The sequence below is a fragment of the Staphylococcus auricularis genome (assembly GCF_001500315.1).
GTDB classification, from domain to species: domain Bacteria; phylum Bacillota; class Bacilli; order Staphylococcales; family Staphylococcaceae; genus Staphylococcus; species Staphylococcus auricularis.
Genome location: NZ_LLER01000006.1, coordinates 56,215 through 73,394, shown reverse-complemented (window position 1 = coordinate 73,394; position 17,180 = coordinate 56,215). Strand labels below are relative to the sequence as shown.

Annotated in this window: 11 protein-coding genes and 1 pseudogene; 3 read left to right on the top strand and 9 right to left on the bottom strand. The window is 36.2% G+C overall.

Annotated elements, in window-relative coordinates:
* The 6 genes and pseudogenes from APS80_RS03790 to parE form a co-directional block, all read right to left on the bottom strand.
* Positions 1-569, bottom strand: a pseudogene (locus APS80_RS03790) (phosphatidylglycerol lysyltransferase); the annotation flags it as partial.
* A gap of 157 nt (positions 570-726) precedes the next feature.
* Complete coding sequence (locus APS80_RS03785; protein WP_059106957.1) at positions 727-1,962, bottom strand: AI-2E family transporter; 1,236 nt, start codon at positions 1,960-1,962, stop codon at positions 727-729.
* Positions 1,963-2,164: 202 nt separating this feature from the next.
* On the bottom strand, positions 2,165-3,028 hold the full coding sequence (gene glcT / locus APS80_RS03780) for a glucose PTS transporter transcription antiterminator GlcT (protein ID WP_059106956.1): 864 nt from the start codon (positions 3,026-3,028) through the stop codon (positions 2,165-2,167).
* A gap of 328 nt (positions 3,029-3,356) precedes the next feature.
* Complete coding sequence (gene alsT / locus APS80_RS03775; protein ID WP_059106955.1) at positions 3,357-4,805, bottom strand: glutamine transporter AlsT; 1,449 nt, start codon at positions 4,803-4,805, stop codon at positions 3,357-3,359.
* 213 nt (positions 4,806-5,018) lie between these two features.
* Positions 5,019-7,424 carry a DNA topoisomerase IV subunit A gene (parC, locus tag APS80_RS03770; protein ID WP_059106954.1) on the bottom strand — a complete coding sequence of 802 codons (2,406 nt, stop codon included), beginning with the start codon at positions 7,422-7,424 and terminating at the stop codon, positions 5,019-5,021.
* Entirely contained in the window at positions 7,424-9,421 is a 1,998-nt protein-coding gene (parE, locus tag APS80_RS03765) for a DNA topoisomerase IV subunit B (RefSeq protein WP_059106953.1), read from the bottom strand. The genes parC and parE overlap by 1 nt, the downstream gene beginning before the upstream one ends.
* 194 nt (positions 9,422-9,615) lie before the next feature.
* Here parE and plsY point away from each other — a divergent pair, with 194 nt between their 5' ends.
* Together plsY and APS80_RS03755 are read left to right on the top strand one after the other, a co-directional pair.
* Positions 9,616-10,224 carry a glycerol-3-phosphate 1-O-acyltransferase PlsY gene (plsY, locus tag APS80_RS03760; protein ID WP_059106952.1) on the top strand — a complete coding sequence of 203 codons (609 nt, stop codon included), beginning with the start codon at positions 9,616-9,618 and terminating at the stop codon, positions 10,222-10,224.
* A gap of 233 nt (positions 10,225-10,457) precedes the next feature.
* A complete protein-coding gene (locus tag APS80_RS03755; protein WP_059106951.1) occupies positions 10,458-10,754 on the top strand; it encodes a HesB/YadR/YfhF family protein in 297 nt (98 codons plus the stop codon).
* A gap of 109 nt (positions 10,755-10,863) precedes the next feature.
* Here the strand turns inward: APS80_RS03755 and menI are convergent, their stop codons facing one another.
* The 3 genes from menI to APS80_RS03740 all read right to left on the bottom strand — a co-directional run bounded on the left by menI (position 10,864) and on the right by APS80_RS03740 (position 16,170).
* The gene (gene menI, locus APS80_RS03750) at positions 10,864-11,331 is read right to left on the bottom strand and encodes a 1,4-dihydroxy-2-naphthoyl-CoA hydrolase MenI (RefSeq protein ID WP_059106950.1); all 468 of its coding nucleotides are present in this window, start codon (positions 11,329-11,331) and stop codon (positions 10,864-10,866) included.
* Between the two features lie 130 nt (positions 11,332-11,461).
* Entirely contained in the window at positions 11,462-14,164 is a 2,703-nt protein-coding gene (gene acnA, locus APS80_RS03745) for an aconitate hydratase AcnA (RefSeq protein WP_059106949.1), read from the bottom strand.
* A 362-nt stretch (positions 14,165-14,526) separates the two neighbouring features.
* The gene (locus APS80_RS03740) at positions 14,527-16,170 is read right to left on the bottom strand and encodes a BCCT family transporter (protein WP_059106948.1); all 1,644 of its coding nucleotides are present in this window, start codon (positions 16,168-16,170) and stop codon (positions 14,527-14,529) included.
* 214 nt (positions 16,171-16,384) lie between these two features.
* On the opposite strand from APS80_RS03740, the gene mscL reads away from it, so the two are divergent.
* Positions 16,385-16,741 (top strand): large conductance mechanosensitive channel protein MscL, encoded by a 357-nt coding sequence (gene mscL, locus APS80_RS03735; RefSeq protein ID WP_059106947.1) that lies wholly within the window; start codon positions 16,385-16,387, stop codon positions 16,739-16,741.
* The last annotated feature ends 439 nt before the right edge of the window (positions 16,742-17,180 follow it).

The window sequence follows — 17,180 nt, the reverse complement described above, 5'->3', positions numbered from 1 at the left end:
GCGGTTACCGGTTTAACAATTGTAAATATCACGAAGATAGGTAAAAAGAGCGCAACGACATATACCAGCCACTTTATCCAAGGATAGGGTGTAAAAATGTGCGAGACGTCAAAAATATGAAAGACTACGAAAATAGAAAGCAGACTTAGACCAGTAAGCATAGATAATAAGACAAGGGAAATCACGTGAATGAGTTGCTTTTTATCTTCCGCATAATCTTTATATACATAATAACGTGCACCTGCACCGATGAAACCACCAAAACCAATGATAGCGTTAAATGCGTTAATAATGTAACTGACGTGAAACGTTTTAAGTAGTGGGATTTTCAGCTTTAAAGCACGTGTTAACACCACATCATAGAGTGATAATAAGATGAGCGCACTTGCCCCACTCATAAATAACGTGATTAACGAGATACGATCAATTTTACTAAATCTAATGAGTGTTTCCTTAAAATTAATCGTTGATAATTCCTTATATAACGTATATGCCACGATAATGAATACCAATAGGATAAACGTAAGTTTTAATGTTGTAACAATCTTGTTTTTCGTTTCTTTATTCATCTATCTACTCTTTCGGATTTTTATTTAACTGCGCTTTCTTTTGTCCTTCCATTAATAAAGATATTAAGTAGCGCCGATGTTATTAATCCTATTGTACATAAATCACATAAAACAAGCTAGGAGAAATTTAATCTCCTAGCTTAATTTAAAGTCAAACTTATTCTGTAATTTTCTTATCTTCATCATATATTTCATAAGGACCAGCATCATCACTGTAAAACTTGTTATAACGACGTTTAAATAATAAGTAGAAGTGAGATACGAGCACTTTCAATATCGCGTATCCTGGAATACCTAAAATAACGCCGACAATACCTAATAAGTTACCTGCACACAATAGAATAAAGATAATTGTGAGCGGATGAATTTTTAGCGTTTTACCCATGATATTAGGTGAGATAAAGTGACCTTCGATAAACTGTACTGCCGTCCATACGAAAATTAATTTTAATAACATGAATGGCGATGTAATTAACGCAATGATAATCGCTGGCGATATGGCAATCGTCGGTCCGATATACGGCACGACACTCGTTACAGCAGCGATACACGCTAGTATGATACTGTAATCTAGACCAATAATCGTATATCCGATACATAATAGAATACCGATACATAGAGAAACAATCATTTGGCCTTGGATGTAAGAACCAACTTGTAAACTCATTTTCGCTAATAAGTCGTGGTAGTCTTTTCTGAATTTAGGTGGTAATAAACGCGTACTGAAATCCTTGAATTTATGACCATCTTTTAACATGAAGAACAGTACGAAAGGTGTTGTCGCAATAACGACCCCAATGTTAACTAGCGTTTCCGCGAAGTCTTTAATCTTAGAACCAAAGCCATCTGACATATTAGATACAGCAGAAGGAATTTTCTGTGCTAACGATTCCAAGTTATCTTGTATTTGTGTATAGAAATTAGAGACCACTGAATAGCGAGAGATCTTATCTATAAAATCATTAATTTTATCTATGTAACGTGGGAAATTGTTAGCTAAACTTCTAAATTGTTCAGAAATCACTGGTATGAGTAGCGTCACTGCTAGTGTGATTAATCCAACAATCATCACGAAAAGGATGATGATCCCCCACAGTCGTGGTATGTTATAGCGTTCCATCAAATTAACGATTGGATTTAATAAATAATAAAGAATCAATGAAACGATAATCGGTGCTGCTACGGTATTAAACACGATGATAAACGGTTTAAAAACATAAGATACTTGATCAAAAATGAAAATGACAATACCAAGTAACGTGAGCACGATTAACCCAAATACAATATCTTTACCTCCTAAAAATTTCATAAATCGTGTTTCTGGTAAAGATATTTTATGCTTTTTGGGCTTTGCTTTTGAAGTTTCATGAGTCTGCTTATCTTCATTTGTCATTTTATTCACCCTACCTTATAGCTTACTTTAATAACCATTCTTTTAGCTTAACAACCTTATGGGTTCGAGGAAGTTATAACAATGAAACTTCGTCTTCATATTTAGTTGTTATAAAAATATCTTTAAATATATAAACCTTGCTCATAAAGAATAAATACTATTGTATATAATAACACAATCAGTTTAAATCAGATATCTAATTTTAGTGACATTCGTATTTCAATTCACGTGGTGCATCTAAGAAATGATAAATGTGTAAAGTTAAATGTACGACTTCTGCTCTGTAAATTGGAATGTTTAGGGCTTGTTGAAGCATTAACGTCACTTTGGAAGCAATATCATAACAGATGGGATAATGTGATTTGATCGTGGTTTCAAAATCCTGTGACGTATGAATCTTTTCTCCTTGATTTAAACGACGAATTAAAAACTGAATATGACGAATAAATCGTTGATAATGGAGTGATTCAGTTTCAATCGTGATATTTAAACTTTTTTCAATCATAACGCGACTTTGCTGGATAAGACGATTAATTTGTTTCATCTCATAAATCGTGAAGGATTCTAAATTGGAAGCAATATGAAGTGCGATAAATCCAATCTCATCTTCAGGAAAGGTCACATCCAATTTTCGATTTAACTGTTCAATGACTTTTTCAGCGATATGATAAGCTTCATGATAGAGTTGTTTCGTTTCAACAATGAACGGATTTGTAATCAGTTGTGATCGTTTTAAGCGTTGATAAGCAAATGTGATATGATCAGTCAGCGCTACAACTAAATTAGGGTTGTGAATTTTAAATGTCGCATTGGCAATGATATCAACTGCTTCAATAATGGCTTGTATTACGGTGTCATCAGTCTGTGCAACTAGCGCCTTGTAGTGATCTTGTTGCGCCTTTTGTTCTAACACATACGTTTTTTCAATGAGATCACCATCATTAAAAGGTGATCCTGGTTTCTTATTAAAACCTATCCCTTTTCCTATCAACACAAGTTCTCGATCATTTTGTGTACAAATGATCACGTTGTTATTTAAAATTTTAGTAATCCTATATTGTTTCATATTGCTTCACCTCTAAACTTCACAATCATCCCACTTGTTTCAATTCCGCAAAATATATCCTATCAAAAACTTTGTCCATCCCACGCCTACTCACATATGCTTAGATCGCTCATTTCAACGCTTCCAATCCAAATCAGTTGCAAGCGGTCATCCCCCATTAAAATCGACCAGCTACATGCTTTACCATGTGAGAGCAATTTATTATACCCATTTCTATTTTAAAATGCTACTCTGTATCAACGTTTTTCCAAAATAAAAGAGACATCAAACAACACAGCAAGTTGTTCAATGTCTCTTGAAAGTTTATTTCGTTCTAAACGAAACTGATTTATTTATTCTTTTTCATGCCCCAGCATTCAATGCCGAATAAATTAATTTCTAAGTTTTCAGGTCTAAAGACAGGTTTCTTACCTTCTTTACGTTGCCCTTGATAATCCTTCATGACTGCAAATGCAACATTGGATAGACCGATGATCGATATGATGTTCACAATGGCCATTAATCCCATGAAGACGTCAGCAGTACTCCAAACTGTTTCTGTTTTAACAACAGCACCAGCGAAGACAAGGAATACGACAACACATCTGAAAATGAAGAGTACGACTTTATTATTGTATAGATACTCAATGTTAGATTGACCATAATAATAGTTACCCACAAGAGATGAGAATGCGAATAATGTAATCGCGATGGTTAAGAAGATACCACCTGCGTTACCAAGGTGTTCATTTAACGCAGATTGTGTCACTGCTACACCTTGTGGCGCATCTTCACCAAATTTAAGTCCAGAGTATAATAAAATCATAATTGCAGTTGATGTACAAACGAGCATCGTATCAAAGAATACACCTAGTGATTGGATTAAACCTTGTTTAATTGGGTGTGCGACTGCCGCTGTTGCTGCAGCGTTTGGTGCAGAACCCATACCGGCTTCGTTTGAGAACAATCCACGTTTGATACCTTGTAAGATAGCAGCGCCGACAGCACCACCAGTGACTTGTTCAAGTCCAAATGCACTCTTAACAATCGTACCTAACATTGGAATAATTTGATCGTAATTAATTACTAGTACAACAAGTACAACACCAATGTAAATCAATGCCATGACAGGTACAATATATGATGATAATTTAGCGATGCTACGCACACCACCAAAAATGATTATAGCAGTTAATGCTGCTAATATAATTCCTGTTACAGAAGGACTGATATTATATTGTGTTTTCAATGATTCAGCGATTGTATTAGATTGTACAGTGTTAAATACAAATGCGAAAGTCACTGTAATTAATATCGCAAACACAATACCTAACCATTTTTGATTGAGCCCTTTTGTTATGTAATAAGCGGGTCCTCCTCGGAAGCCACCTTCTTTATCAGGTACTTTATAAACCTGTGCTAACGTTGATTCAATAAAAGCACTTGCTGCACCAATCAGCGCGATGAGCCACATCCAAAATACTGCACCCGGACCACCAAGTACGATCGCTGTAGCTACACCTGCGATATTACCAGTTCCTACACGAGAACCTGCACTAATCGCAAAGGCTTGGAATGGTGAAATACCTTTTTTTCCATCTTCTAACGTTTCTGGTTTTTCAAAAACTGCGCGTATCATTTCCGGCAGCCATCTAAGCTGAACAAATTTAGAACTTATCGTGAAAAATATCCCGGCTGTAAGTAATAGTCCAATTAAATACTGCGACCAGATTAAATCGTTACCGACTTCGATGAACGACTTGAACCAATCTGGAATTAAACTATCAAAGTTATTCAATTTAACCCCTCACATCTCTATTAAATTAATATCATATAAATAGCAAGAGATTTATAGCCGCTATATAGGTAGACATACAAAATCTAAGCTGTATTAATACTCTAAAGCTGTGTGAAATATAGGCTATAAACCCCTTGTTTATTTTCTACATGTTGCGCATATCCTTTATTCTATCACTATATGATGTGCTTGACTATAAAAATATGAATGCGCTTATTTTTTGACGAATAACGCTTTCACTTCGCCCACTTCTTTAACATCTACGACAAAACTACCATTCGTATATTGTTCTGATAAGTGGATATCAGTAACGTTACCCGTTTCGATTGTTTTTTCAGTGATGAGTTCATAAGTCTTATCATCTTGTCGAATCACAGCTGCTGAAACAATGCGGTGTGGATTTTTCTTCAATTCTTTTAACAATGTAAGTCCACGTTGAGCACGTTTCGCAACTTGTAATACTTTAAAGCTGATGCGTTTTAATGCACCTCGTTGTGTAGCCATTAAAATCGTTTCATTAGGCTCAATCGTTGATGTTAATACAACGAAATCTTCATCTTTGAGATTAATAGATTTGACCCCTGCAGCACGTAAACCAGTATCAGATAATTCTTCTGTACTGTATGTCAGTGACATGCCTTTATTTGTAAGTACGGTGATGTTTGTATCTTTATTGATACGGCTCACATTGATTACTTCATCGTTATCCTTCACTTTCATAGCTATCAATGGTTTATTATAACGACTTGTTTTAAATAGGGAAACATTACTTTTCTTAATCATGCCTTGTTTTGTCGCTAAAATATAATACGCTGTATCTTCAAACGCCTGTTCTTGATAAAGATCTATAATAACTTCATCGTCATCAATAGCCACAAGTTGAGAAATATGTTGTCCGAGATCTTTCCATTTAACATCAGCTAACTGATCAACAGGTAAATACAAATATCTACCTTTGTTGGTGAATGCAAGTGCGACGTCTAAGGTATTCATCATTTGATATTTCATGAGTGCATCATCATCTTTCGCACCAATTTCGTCGATGCCACTTGCTTTAAAGCTACGAAGTGAAGTTCGTTTAATGTAACCATGACGCGTAATACTAACCACGACATCTTCACTCGGCACAGTAACAGTTTTATCAATTTTCAACTCAGCAATTTCAGCTTCGATTTTAGATAAACGCGGTGTTTTGAATTGTCCTTTAATTTCTTTCAATTCGTCTTTAATGACACCGAGTAAAGCCTCATGATCATCTAAAATATGTCTCAATTGTGCAATCGTTTCTTTTAATGAATCATGCTCTTCTTCGAGCTGCACAATATCTGTGTTCGTTAAACGATAGAGTTGTAACGTCACAATGGCTTCCGCTTGAGCATCTGTGAAATCATATTTAGCTACTAAATTATCCTTCGCATCCTTTTTATTTTTAGAGTTACGAATGAGCGCAATCACTTCATCTAATATAGAGAGTGCTTTCATTAATCCTTCAACAATATGCATACGACTTTCCGCTTGGGATAAGTCATAATTCGTGCGGTTTGTGACGACTTCGATTTGATGGTTTAAATAACTATCGATTATTTCTTTAATACCCATCTGTTTAGGGCGACCGTCACTGATTGCGACCATGTTAAAGTTATACGTTACTTGTAAATCAGTATTTTTATATAAATAGTTTAAGATTGCTTCACTATTCACATCTTTTTTAAGTTCGATTGCTACACGTAAACCTGTACTGTCGGTTTCATCACGCACTTCTATGATACCGTCTACTTTCTTATCTGCACGGAGTTCATCGATTTTTTTCACTAAATTACTTTTATTTACTTCATAAGGAATTTCAGTAACGATAATTTGACTGCGTCCATTGCGCAAAGTCTCAGTTTCGACTTTTGAACGAATGACAATCTTGCCTTTACCTGATTCATATGCTTTTTTAATTCCATCAATGCCTTGAATAATACCACCAGTTGGAAAATCAGGTCCTTTAATATATTTCATCAATTGACTTACCGTGATATCGGGTTGATCGATATAATGTAATGTTGCATTGATGACTTCACCTAAATTATGTGTAGGAATATCAGTGGCATAACCTGAAGAAATACCTGTGCTTCCGTTGATTAATAAATTAGGTAAACGCGCAGGTAACACCATAGGTTCCATCGTAGTATCATCATAGTTCGGCATGAATGGTACGGTTTCTTTATTGATATTACGCAATAATTCTTGAGAAATTTTACTTAATTTAGCCTCAGTATAACGCATGGCTGCAGGTGGGTCGTTATCAATACTACCGTTATTCCCATGCATTTCGATTAAGACATGGCGTAATTTCCAGTCTTGACTTAAACGGACCATCGCATCATAAACAGAAGTGTCACCATGTGGATGGTATTGACCAATTACATCACCGACTGTTTTAGCACTTTTACGGAAGTTTTTATCATAAGTATTACCGCTTGAATACATGGCATAAAGAATACGTCGTTGTACGGGTTTCAAACCATCACGTACATCGGGTAACGCACGTTCTTGAATAATGTATTTACTATATCTTCCAAAGCGGTCACCAATGACATCTTCTAAAGATAACTCTTGAATCGTCTCAGCCATTATTCATCCTCCTCCACTGCTTCGTTATGTTCGATAATTTGTATTTCATCATTATCTAAAATGCTTTGATCTTCTTGTAAGCCGAATTCTACATGATTTTCAATCCATTCACGGCGTGGTGCAACTTTGTCACCCATCAATGTTGTGACACGTTTAGAAGAGCGGACTTCATCTTCTACTTGTACCCGAATAAGTGTACGTGTCTCTGGATTCATCGTTGTCTCCCATAACTGATCAGGGTTCATTTCACCTAAACCTTTATAACGTTGAAGTGAGAAGCCTTTACCTAATTTACGTTGTAATTGTTCTAGCTCTTCATCAGTCCATGCATATTCAACTGTTCGGCTTTTACCTTTACCTTTTTCTAATTTATACAGTGGCGGCAAGGCGATAAACACTCTACCAGCTTGAACGAGTGGTTTCATATATTTAAAGAAGAATGTAAGTAATAGTACTTGAATATGGGCACCATCTGTATCGGCATCGGTCATGATTATCACGCGATTATAGTTACTATCTTCGAGTTTAAATTCGTTGCCGACACCAGCACCTATCGTATGAATAATCGTATTGATTTCTTCATTTTTGAAAATGTCGTCCAAACGCGCTTTCTCAGTATTAATGACCTTACCTCTTAATGGTAGGATTGCTTGATATTTACGATCTCTACCTAATTTAGCTGATCCACCCGCAGAGTCACCTTCGACGAGATAGAGTTCTTTTTTCTCAGTATTTTTACTTTGTGCAGGTGTGAGTTTACCTGATAATAAGGTATCTTTACGTTTGTTTTTCTTACCAGAACGTGCATCTTCACGCGCTTTACGTGCTGCTTCACGTGCTTGTTGCGCTTTGATGGCTTTTTTTACAAGCGATTTAGATAAATTACCTTTTTCTTCAAGGTAGTATGGTAATTTCTCAGCAACGACTGTTTCTACTGCCCCTCTTGCTTCTGGTGTACCTAGTTTAGATTTCGTTTGACCTTCAAATTGTAATAATTGCTCAGGGATTCGCACAGTAATAATCGCTGTTAAACCTTCACGGATATCGTTACCTTCTAAGTTTTTATCTTTGTCTTTAAGTTCATTAATACGACGTGCATAATCATTAAATCCACGTGTCATTGCTGTTTTAAAGCCGACTTCGTGTGTACCTCCATCTTTTGTACGCACGTTATTGACGAAACTCAAAATACTTTCAGAGTATTGGTCATTATATTGGAAAGCGACTTCGACTTCTATCTCGTTAGCTTCACCTTCAAAACGAGCCACATCATGTAAAGCTTCTTTACCTTCATTCACGTAGCCTACAAAAGCTTTAATACCATCTTCATAATGATATGTTTCCTCGCGTTCTTTACCTGCACGTAAATCTTTCAATTCGATTTTTAAATTACTGAGTAAAAATGCAGATTCTTGTAACCGTTCACTCAATGTGTCAAAGCTAAAGGAGGTAGTGGATTTGAAAATTTCAGGATCTGGTTTGAATGTGACTTTAGTTCCTGTTTTTCTCGTGTTCCCTTTTTGTTCTAACCCTGTAACTGGAACACCGCCATGTTGAAAGCTTTGTGTATATATTTTGCCATCTCTATAAATTTCAACTTCTAACCATTCACTTAAACCATTAACGACAGATGCCCCAACACCGTGAAGACCACCAGCCGTTTTATAACCACCTTGGCCAAACTTACCTCCTGCATGGAGCACAGTGAAAATGACTTCTACTGTCGGTTTACCAGAAGGATGAATTCCTGTTGGCATACCACGTCCGTTATCTTCTATTGATATACTCTCATCTTTATTGATCGTAACTTTGATTTCGTTACCATAGCCGTTTAATACTTCATCGACGGAGTTATCAACGACTTCATATACTAAGTGGTGTAAACCGCGTTTATCAGTTGAACCGATATACATGCCGGGTCTTTTTCGAACTGCTTCTAACCCTTCTAGCACCTGTATGGAGTCATCTGAATAATTATTTTGCTTATTCGTTGCCAAACGATTCGACCTCCTACAAACATACGTTCGTTTTTAAAACTATACAATAGTCATTTTTATATAAATCACTTCAAAATGCAAGCGGCAACCCACGATTTTAGAATGAATTGACGAGAAGTGAAAATTTTATTCGTCTATCTAACGCATTATGTGATAAAATATGTATAATGTCATTAAAGGAAGTGTAATAAATTATGATGATCGTAATCATGTTATTGCTAAGTTACCTCATCGGTGCTTTTCCAAGTGGCTTTGTTATAGGGAAATTATTTTTCAAAAAAGATATTAGACAATATGGAAGCGGTAATACAGGAGCTACCAATGCCTTTCGTGTGTTAGGAAAACCTGAAGGATTTCTCGTTACATTCTTAGATATCTTCAAAGGTTTCATCGTAGTCTTCTTACCAAGTGTGTTGCCAGTCCATGCAACAGGAGCTATCAGTCAATTATTCACTAACGGACTCATCGTTGGTGTTTTTGCAATTTTAGGGCATGTATTCCCAGTCTTCCTACGCTTTAAAGGCGGTAAAGCGGTTGCTACGAGTGCAGGTGTCGTACTTGGTGTAAATCCAGTCTTATTACTTGTATTAATGATTATTTTCTTCGGTGTATTGTACTTTACTAAGTACGTATCACTTTCTAGTATCATCGCAGCAATCAGTTGTATGATCAGTGCCTTAATTATATCAGACTACGTACTATTTGTAGTCAGTCTCGCTGTAGGTATTGTATTAATTGCAAGACATAGAACGAATATTGTTCGCATTTTTAAAGGTGAAGAACCGAAAATTAAATGGATGTAGCAAAGTTAAACTTATTAAGAATCGAATAGGTAGTATCATTCAAGCATATCAAATATCAACTGGAACATGGTCGAGTGACCTGTTCCAGTTTTTTTGTGTGAACATTGAAACATGAAATAAAGTGTATGTTGCTTCGTTAAAGTTAGGAGTGTGTTATACTAATGCCATCATTCTTGCATGACGTATGCACAACAATGTTATATATTTTATGCAATAAAGAAAGGATGTAATCAATGAAAATAGATATATCTTCAGAAGCAGTCAATTGGTTTAAAGAAGAGTTAGATTTACCTCAAGAACAAAAAGTGCTCGTCTTCTATGTGCGCTATGGCGGAGAATTTCAATTAAAACAAGGCTTTAGTCCTGCATTTAGCGTAGAAGATAAACAAGATATCGAAATCGGCTACGAAAATGAGATTGAAGGCTTAACTGTCGCTGTTGCAGAAAAAGATTTATGGTACTTTGAAGACGATGAACTCTACATCGATATAGATAACGGCAAAGACGAAATTGCACATTCAACAAAATAAAAAACAAAGGTTGAGACAAAATGATACGAATTTGTGCATGAAATAAAGCATTGCACAATGTGAGCACAAGAGCGAAACGTATCAGAATCAATGTCTCAACCTTTTTTATTTAGAATAATGAATGACCGTGTGTCACTTCAGCCGTTTGACCTTCTTTATTCATTTTATCGACTTGTTTGTAGGCTTGATGCCATTCCGGAAAAGCTTTATCTAGTCGAATCGGTTTGAAGTTAGATTTACGGATACATGCTAACGTTGTATAACCTGTCGTCGCTAGTTCTCCAGCCTCGTTGTATACTTCATAACAATAACGTAAACGTAACGGAGAATAATAATCTACCCATGTTTTAACTTGTACACGTTCAGGATAAGTCACGGATTTAATATATTTAATATTCATTTCAGTTACAGGTGAAATGAAACCTTGATCTTCCATACCGTTATAATTAAAACCAAGCTTACTAATATAATCTATACGGGCAACTTCAAACCACGTTGCATAATTACCGTGATAAATCACACCCATTTGATCTGTTTCTTGGTAGCGTGAATCTATTTCAGTCATACTATAAATCATGATAAGCCTCTTTTCCTCGTTCTTAATAAAATGCTTGAATAGCTTAATTTTAACACAAAAAAGAAAGCAGTAATAAGAAAGCAAATTTGATTTTCTTACTACTGCTTAAATGATTTCATATTTATCCTTTTTAACTTGCGAGCTTGTTACGCAATACGAGTTGTAAAATACCGCCATTACGGTAGTAGTCCAATTCAACATTTGAATCAAAACGCGCGATGGCTTTAAAACGAATCACTGACCCATCTTGTTTGGTTGCAGTGACATCAATTAAATCATGTGGTTTAACTTGTTCATTTAGGTCGACAGCAAATGTTTCTGTACCATCTAAGCCTAAATCTTCTGCAGAATCACCGTCTTGGAATTGTAACGGTAACACGCCCATCATGACTAAGTTAGAGCGGTGGATACGTTCATAACTTTTCGCAATCACCGTTTTCACACCTAACAGATTCGTACCTTTTGCAGCCCAGTCACGAGAAGAACCCATACCATAATCATCGCCAGCTAAAATCACTAAACCTGTATTCGTTTCTCTATACTTCATTGCAGCATCATAAATGGCCATCACTTCATTGGTTGGCCAATACGTTGTAAAGCCGCCCTCTGTGCCTGGTGCTAACTGGTTTTTAATACGGATATTCGCAAATGTACCACGAACCATGACTTCATGATTACCACGTCGTGAACCATAAGAGTTAAATTCTCGAATTGGAACATCGTGTTCTAATAAGTAGCGACCTGCAGGTGTATCTTTACCAATCGCACCTGCTGGTGAAATGTGGTCAGTCGTTACCGAATCACCAAATTTACCTAAGACACGCAAATCCTCAAGTGGTTTAATTACATCAGGATCTTTAGATAGCCCTTGGAAAAATGATGGATTCTGGATATACGTAGATTGTGGATCAAACTCGTACAGTGGTTTATCCGTCACATCGATTTCATTCCACATTTCATTGTTGTTATATACATTTTGATATTCATCATGGAATAATTCAGGTGTCACTACTGTATCGACAGTATCTGCGACTTCTTTAATGGATGGCCAGATATCTTTAAGATAAACATCTTCTCCATTTTTACCTTTGCCCAGTGGCTCGTGTTGTAAATCGATATCGACTGTACCTGCTAATGCATACGCCACAACAAGTTGAGGTGATGCTAAATAGTTCGCTTTCACTAAAGGATGAATACGTCCTTCAAAGTTTCTATTACCTGATAATACGGATGTGACAAGTAAATCCTCTTTAGCAATCGCTGTTTCTATTTCTTCTTTTAACGGTCCTGAGTTACCGATACACGTTGTACAACCATAACCAACAAGGTTGAAGCCTAATTCATCTAAATAAGGTTGCAGCCCTGAATCTCTTAAGTAACCGGTTACTACTTTTGATCCTGGCGCAAGTGATGTTTTCACGTATGATGGCACTTTCAATCCTTTTTCTACAGCGTTTCGAGCGACGAGCCCTGCACCTAACATGACGTATGGGTTCGACGTATTCGTACAAGAAGTAATCGCTGCGATGGCGATATCACCTGTTTTCATCGTCGTAGAAGTACCATCTTTAAATGCTATCTCAGCTTTTTTATCAAATTCACTTTCGTCAAATCCGTGTCCTTGGTTACCTGCAGGTGCTGTTACGGATTTCTCAAATTCTTTTTTCATATCACTTAAGAAAATTAAGTCTTGCGGACGTTTCGGTCCTGATAAAGATGCTTCAACGGTTGATAAGTCAATTTCAATCACATCTGTATAAGCTGGATCTGGTTTGTCCACATCAAAGAACATGTGATTTTCTTGTAAGTAAGCTTTAACTAGTGCGACGTGCTCCTCTGAGCGTCCTGTCAATTTCAAATATTTCAATGACTCTTCATCGACAGGGAAAAAGCCACATGTCGCACCGTATTCAGGCGCCATATTAGCGATAGTCGCGCGATCGGCAAGTGGTAAGTGCTCAACCCCAGGGCCAAAGAATTCAACAAATTTGCCTACAACCCCTTTTTTACGAAGTGCTTGAGTCACACGTAACGCGAGGTCTGTTGCTGTAGAACCTTGTGGTAATGCGTTCGTTAAACGCACACCAATCACTTCTGGAATAGGGAAATAAGAAGGTTGACCTAACATACCTGCTTCGGCTTCAATACCCCCTACGCCCCATCCTAAGACGCCTATACCGTTAATCATTGTCGTATGCGAATCGGTACCGACTAGTGTATCTGGAAAAGCGACTTCATCGCCTTCAAATTCTCTGACGTGCACGACATTGGCTAAATACTCGAGGTTAACTTGGTGTACGATACCTGTTGCTGGCGGTACCGCATTATAGTTATCAAAGGCTTTTGTAGCCCAATTGAGAAACTGATAGCGTTCATAGTTACGTTCAAACTCTAATTTCATATTTAATTCAAGCGCATCAGGATTAGCATAACTATCTACCTGTACTGAATGGTCAATGACTAAATCTACAGGTACTTCTGGATTAATTTTATTTAAATCTCCCCCCACGTCGTTCATCGCTTTTCTTAACGAAGCTAAATCAACGACTGCTGGCACACCGGTGAAATCTTGTAAAATAACACGTGAAGGTTTGAATGGTACCTCTCCCTCTACACCTTCAGTGAATTTAGCTAGTGTTTCAATGTGTTCATCAGTAATGACGAATCCATCTTCTTGTCTTAACACAGATTCTAATAATACTCTTATTGAATATGGCAATTTAGAAATATCAGTTAAGCCCTCTTTTTCTAAAGAAGTTAAATCATAATACGTGTATGACTTTCCATTTACATCAAACGTTTTTTTCGCTTGCTCTTTTAAATTAGATGCCATATTTGTATCCCCCTAAATGTTTAATTGTACGATAATGCCCTTGATTAAATTGTATAATTATATTTCCCTTTGCACAACTGCATTTAAGGCGGAAAAACGCCATTTGACTTTTGATTTTTAAATCGGTATGTATAAGTTAAAGTTATTATAGACATATATATTTATAAGTATTTGTTATATAATGATAATCATTATCAATCACGGTTGGTTGAAGTTTCTGGAAAATATGTGAGTTAAATGAGGGATGAAGTGTGTACAATGTTGAAAGTACAAAAAACACCATAAAAAACGCCCATCGAAATGAATTTCGATGAGCGTTGTCACAACTTTAAGTTGAACTTATGAAGTTGTGGAATTTAGATTTATTGTTCAGCTTTTTCGCTGTTTCTTCTAGCTTCGCGTTTTTCCATAATATCATCTTCATAATCTTTTTGTTGATATTCAACATATTCTTGTAAACGATGTTTATTTGGAGTCAACGTTAAGCCTAAGAATTTACGTTCTCTGTTGGCATCTTTGTAGAACGATACCATCATCATTATGACAATAATGGAGAACGGTAAGGCACTGATAATCGCGGCACTTTGAATAGCGTTAAGTGCTTCTGATCCATCGCCACCACCAGCTAGTAGTAATACGAATGCGATAAGTGATTGAGCAACACCCCAGATCACTTTGATGTAGTTATTAGGTTCAAGTGAACCGTAAGACGTTTGCATACCTAATACGAATGTAGCTGAGTCGGCTGATGTGATGAAGAATGAAGCAATTAATACAATCGCTACGATGGATAATAGCATACCCATTGGTAGATGGTTGAATACACCGAATAATTGCGTTTCTTCACTCATTTCAAATACTTCAGGATGTGATTTACCAGTTTCGATACCTAGTACACCAAATACACTGAACCAAACGATACTTACTAACGCTGGAACTAATAGGACACCTGATACGAATTCACGAATTGAGCGACCTTTAGATACACGAGCGATGAAGATACCAACGAATGGACTCCAGCTCAACCACCAGCCCCAGTAGTAGAATGTCCAGTCAGTCATCCATTCATGTTTATCTGGGTTCAATACAGCTGTATCAAATGCATTGAATAAGAATGTATTTAATAAGCTACCAGTTGCACTTGTCATTAAGTTTAAGATAAGAACAGTTGGACCAATAATTAAGATCGCAAACATTAAGATTGTACCTAAACCAATGTTTAAGTTACTTAAGTATTGGATACCTTTACTTAAACCTGACCAAGCACTCATAAGGAATAATACTGTAACAACGATAATGATGATGGATTGTACCCAAACATTATTTGGAATTCCGAATAAGTAATTTAAACCACCGTTGATTTGTAAAGCACCCATACCTAGAGATACGGCTACACCAACGAATGTTGCGAATACAGCAAGTACGTCAATGATTGTACCAATTGGGCCTTCAACTTTATCTCCTAAGATTGGACGTAAAGTTCTTGAAATCAAACCAACTTCGCCTTTTCTAAATTGTGCATAAGCGAGTGCTAAGGCAACTACACCGTAGATTGCCCATGCGTGGAAGCCCCAGTGGAAGAATGAAGCACGTAATGCTTCTGTGTAGGCTTCTGCAGATCCTGGTTCAGCATTAGGTGGTTCGATAAAGTCACCCATTGGTTCTGCTGCCCCATAGAACACAAGTCCGATACCCATACCAGCACTAAATAGCATTGCAAACCAAGAAATTGTATTGAATTCTGGTTTGTCGTTCGGTTTACCTAATTTCAATTTACCGATCGGGCTGAAAATCAAGAAAATACAGAAGAACACCATTACAGTAGTGAGGATAAGATAATACCATCCTAATTTATCTGTAATCCAGAGTTTGATATTATTAGTAATTTCACCAAACTGTTCTGGCCATATAGCACCGATAATCACAACAATTGCTGCGACTATGATACTATAGATAAATACGGGGGATAATTTCTTACCTCTTTCCTGTTGTCCAGAAGAATTCATAATTAATTACTCCCTTTCCTATTTAATTATACCGGTACTAATATACCCAATTAGAAACAATATAATTACTTTATGTATCTAATAGCTATACTTAACGATAACAAAAGTTGGGAAAGTAATCAAATTAGCTTTTTTATTTCATTTACTGCGACAGGAATCTACCGTATAATAATTAATATATTTTTTATAATTATAGAAAAAGGAGGTGACTTACATGTGGCAAGAATTTAAAGATTTTGCACTCAAAGGGAACGTGTTAGATTTAGCTGTAGCGGTTGTCATGGGGGCAGCATTTAATAAAATCGTATCATCACTCGTTACATATATTATCATGCCATTAATCGGCTTAATATTTGGTACGACAGACTTTGCAAATAATTGGAGCTTTATGGGCATAGAATACGGTAAATTTATTCAAGCTGTGATTGACTTTATCATTATCGCATTTGCGCTCTTTATCTTTGTTAAAATAGCAAATACCGTCATGAAAAACGAAGACGAAGAAGAAGTCGAAGAAAATACAGTTTTACTTACTGAAATCCGTGATTTGCTTAAAGAAAAAAATTCATAATCCATCTTTTTAAAGGAAGATTAAGCCTATTATGAATCGATATTATACAGAAAACGATAGAAATTGAGAGCTATTAATGAACGTGTTTAACACTGTTTTTAATAGCTCTCTCTTTTTGTATAAAAACGGCGATAATATTTTTGATGAGTTATGTTTCTTAAGTGAAATGCCCAATGATTTATTCACCGTTTCGCCCGTTAAGCGCTCGTTCTCTTATTTTCTCTTTTGAGACAACTTAAACGAAATAAAGTTAATAATTATACATGAAAGATATTTTCTATAACTATTTTTAGACTTTACAAATGAAACTGAGCAATGGGTTTCTAGTAAAGAAAAATAAATTTTAATTTTTCTTCGAAATGAAAAATAAAACGTTATACGCGGTGATTTTTAAGTAAAATACAAGTGACATTTATCTTAAAAACACATTACCGTGTTT

Bases quoted from the DNA above. Each gene is read 5' to 3' on its own strand.
- acnA (WP_059106949.1), bottom strand. From the start codon at position 14,164: ATGGCATCTAATTTAAAAGAGCAAGCGAAAAAAACGTTTGATGTAAAT.
- menI (WP_059106950.1), bottom strand. From the start codon at position 11,331: ATGATTTATAGTATGACTGAAATAGATTCACGCTACCAAGAAACAGAT.
- parC (WP_059106954.1), bottom strand. From the start codon at position 7,424: ATGGCTGAGACGATTCAAGAGTTATCTTTAGAAGATGTCATTGGTGAC.
- APS80_RS03785 (WP_059106957.1), bottom strand. From the start codon at position 1,962: ATGACAAATGAAGATAAGCAGACTCATGAAACTTCAAAAGCAAAGCCC.
- APS80_RS03755 (WP_059106951.1), top strand. From the start codon at position 10,458: ATGAAAATAGATATATCTTCAGAAGCAGTCAATTGGTTTAAAGAAGAG.
- APS80_RS03740 (WP_059106948.1), bottom strand. From the start codon at position 16,170: ATGAATTCTTCTGGACAACAGGAAAGAGGTAAGAAATTATCCCCCGTA.
- plsY (WP_059106952.1), top strand. From the start codon at position 9,616: ATGATGATCGTAATCATGTTATTGCTAAGTTACCTCATCGGTGCTTTT.
- glcT (WP_059106956.1), bottom strand. From the start codon at position 3,028: ATGAAACAATATAGGATTACTAAAATTTTAAATAACAACGTGATCATT.
- mscL (WP_059106947.1), top strand. From the start codon at position 16,385: ATGTGGCAAGAATTTAAAGATTTTGCACTCAAAGGGAACGTGTTAGAT.